Source organism: Flavobacterium sp. ACAM 123, assembly GCF_000264055.1.
Classification (GTDB): Bacteria; Bacteroidota; Bacteroidia; order Flavobacteriales; family Flavobacteriaceae; genus Flavobacterium.
This window is the reverse complement of sequence record NZ_AJXL01000203.1, coordinates 1-2,547: the sequence shown is the minus strand read 5'-3', so window position 1 is coordinate 2,547 and position 2,547 is coordinate 1. Positions and strand designations below refer to the sequence as shown.

General features: G+C 34.2%; 3 protein-coding genes and 1 other RNA gene. All 4 read left to right on the top strand.

Annotated elements, in window-relative coordinates; translation table 11 throughout:
* The first annotated feature begins 116 nt into the window (after positions 1 to 116).
* Entirely contained in the window at positions 117 to 407 is a 291-nt protein-coding gene (locus tag A3SG_RS0118165) for a hypothetical protein (RefSeq protein ID WP_016991413.1), read from the top strand.
* 8 nt (positions 408 to 415) lie between these two features.
* Positions 416 to 709 (top strand): cell division protein ZapA, encoded by a 294-nt coding sequence (locus tag A3SG_RS0118160; RefSeq protein WP_016991412.1) that lies wholly within the window; start codon positions 416 to 418, stop codon positions 707 to 709.
* A 51-nt stretch (positions 710 to 760) separates the two neighbouring features.
* Positions 761 to 870, top strand: a non-coding RNA gene (gene ssrS, locus A3SG_RS21435) — 6S RNA.
* A 50-nt stretch (positions 871 to 920) separates the two neighbouring features.
* Positions 921 to 2,483, top strand: a complete 1,563-nt coding sequence (gene rny / locus A3SG_RS0118155) for a ribonuclease Y (RefSeq protein ID WP_016991411.1) — start codon at positions 921 to 923, stop codon at positions 2,481 to 2,483.
* The last annotated feature ends 64 nt before the right edge of the window (positions 2,484 to 2,547 follow it).

Genomic DNA, 2,547 nt, shown 5'->3' with positions numbered 1-2,547 from the left:
CGTAACTCCTTAAAGTACAACATTTTGATTATTTTATAATAAAAAAACGAATAATATATTGTAATAATAAAAAGTAATACTAAATTTGTAATATTAAGAAATGAATAGGATAAATAATGAGTGTAATTGCAGAAATAATTGATACTCTTGAAAATAAGGTTGAAAAACTAATTCTAAAAATAAAACGTTTAGATCAAAATACTCAAGAATTAAATATTGAATTAACAAAATCTGCACACATCATACAAACTCAATCAAATGAGATTGTCGCGTTAAAATCGCAATATGAGACACTTAAGATTGCCAACTCATTATTAGGCAGTGACGATAATAAAAGAGATACTAAGCTTAAAATAAATTCATTAATTCGTGAAATTGATTACTGTATAGCACAGCTATCTGATTAGTAAAACATATGGACGAAAAGCTAAAAATTAAAATATCAATTGCAGATAGGGTTTATCCGCTAACCGTAGAGCTTGCTCAAGAAGAAGGACTGAGAAGCGCTTCAAAAAAGATTGATGTGATGATGAAGCAATTTGAAGAAAATTATGCAGTTCGTGATAAACAAGATGTTTTAGCCATGTGCGCTTTGCAGTTTGCCTCACAATCAGAACAAAAACAAATTGATAACGCTATTAATGGTGAAGAAACCATCGAAAGAATTAAAAAAATCAATGCGCTTTTAGATCAATATCTCGACAATTAAACGTTCTTTACAGCAACTAAGATACTGCCTACATTAGTTCACATTTGGTAAACTCAACACTAATAATTTAGAATGAGCAAATCATCGCTACTAAAGCATGCCACGCCCAGGCGAGGAAACTTGAACAGTGAGTTAGCTCAAAACTTGTCAATTTCGAGTTTATTCAGACAACTTAATGTAGGCTTTTTTTTATATATAAATTTTAACAAACATGGACATATTAACGATCGTTATTTCAGGAATTATAGGTATTGTAGCGGGTTTTGGAATCGCTAAAATTATAGAAAAAAGCAATATTTCTAATCTTATTAAAAACTCAAAAAAAGAAGCTGCATCAATATTAAAAGATGCCAACTTTGAAGCTGAGAACATAAAGAAAGATAAAATTCTTCAGGCGAAAGAAAAATTTATTGAACTTAAATCAGAACACGAACAAGTAATTCTAGGGAGAGACAAGAAAGTAGCTGAAGTTGAAAAAAGAACAAGAGACAAAGAGTCCCAAGTTTCTAACGAATTGTCTAAGGCAAAGAAAGTCAATGACGATTTTGAAGCGAAAACGACCGAATATACTGCTAAAATTGAAGTTTTAGACAAAAGACAAATAGAAGTTGACAAGCTGCATAAAAGCCAATTACAACAACTTGAAGTAATTTCAGGCTTATCTGCCGAAGAAGCCAAAGACCAATTAGTAGAAGGTTTAAAAGCGGAAGCGAAAACCAAAGCGATGTCGCATATTCAAGATACAATTGAAGAGGCTAAGCTAACGGCGCAACAAGAAGCGAAGAAAATAATTATCAATACTATCCAAAGAGTAGGAACAGAAGAAGCTGTAGAAAACTGCGTATCTGTATTCAACATAGAATCTGATGATGTTAAAGGTAGAATTATTGGTCGTGAAGGACGAAACATTAGAGCGCTGGAAGCGGCAACGGGAGTAGAAATCATTGTAGATGATACACCGGAAGCGATCATCCTATCTTGTTTTGATCCTGTACGTAGAGAAATAGCACGTTTGGCTTTACATAAATTGGTAACGGACGGTCGAATTCACCCTGCCCGCATTGAAGAGGTAGTTGCTAAAACAGCTAAACAAATTGACGATGAAATTATAGAAGTTGGAAAACGTACTGTGATCGATTTAGGAATTCATGGATTACACCCTGAATTAATAAAAGTAGTAGGACGTATGAAATACCGTTCTTCTTACGGTCAAAACTTATTGCAACACTCCCGTGAAGTTTCAAAACTTTGTGGAATTATGGCAGCTGAATTAGGTCTGAATGTAAAATTAGCCAAAAGAGCTGGTTTATTGCATGACATCGGTAAAGTACCGGATGCAGAAAGTGATTTACCTCATGCTTTATTAGGTATGCAGTGGGCTGAAAAATATGGTGAAAAAGAAGAAGTATGTAATGCTATTGGAGCTCACCATGATGAGATAGAAATGAAATCTTTATTGTCTCCAATAATTCAGGTTTGTGATGCTATTTCAGGTGCAAGACCAGGCGCTAGAAGGCAAGTATTAGATTCTTATATTCAACGTCTGAAAGACCTAGAAGAAGTGGCCTACGGATTTACCGGTGTTAAAAACGCTTATGCGATTCAGGCTGGTAGAGAACTTAGAGTTATCGTGGAAAGTGAAAAAGTGTCTGATGACAATGCAGCCACGCTGTCTTTTGAAATTTCACAAAAAATTCAAACAGAGATGACTTATCCAGGTCAAGTGAAAGTAACCGTTATTAGAGAAACAAGAGCAGTTAATATCGCTAAGTAATCCTCCCCTAACCCATCCGAAGGAGGGGAATAAAAAAAAGACCTATTGAATTCAAATTCAATAG